The 411-nt window shown below is 50.4% G+C and carries 1 rRNA gene; it reads left to right on the forward strand.

The window, feature by feature from the left end:
- Positions 1-22 precede the first annotated feature (22 nt).
- Positions 23-411: ribosomal RNA gene (locus tag BVF91_RS13055) — 23S ribosomal RNA — on the forward strand; the annotation flags it as partial.

Genomic DNA, 411 nt, shown 5'->3' on the forward strand with positions numbered 1-411 from the left:
GAAGAAAAACGAGGAAACAATAGGTCAAGTTAGAAAGGGCGTATGGTGGATGCCCAGGCACTTAGAGCCGAAGAAGGACGCAGCAAGCGGCGAAACGCTCCGGGGAGTCGCAAGCAGACGCAGATCCGGAGATCTCCGAATGGGGAAACCCGCTTAAGGTAATACTTAAGCATCCCATGGTGAACACATAGCCATGAGGAAGGGACACCGCGTGAACTGAAACATCTAAGTAGCGCGAGGAAAAGAAAGAAAAATCGATTTCCTGAGTAGTGGCGAGCGAAAAGGAAAGAGCCCAAACCATCACCATTGGTGATGGGGTTTAGGACCACAAGAAGGTATAAAAAGCGAAGCCGAACAGACCTGGGAAGGCAGGCCAAAGAAGGTGAAAGCCCTGTAGGCGTAGGCTTTAAA

The sequence above is a fragment of the Thermoanaerobacterium sp. PSU-2 genome (assembly GCF_002102475.1).
In the GTDB taxonomy this organism is placed as follows: domain Bacteria; phylum Bacillota; class Thermoanaerobacteria; order Thermoanaerobacterales; family Thermoanaerobacteraceae; genus Thermoanaerobacterium.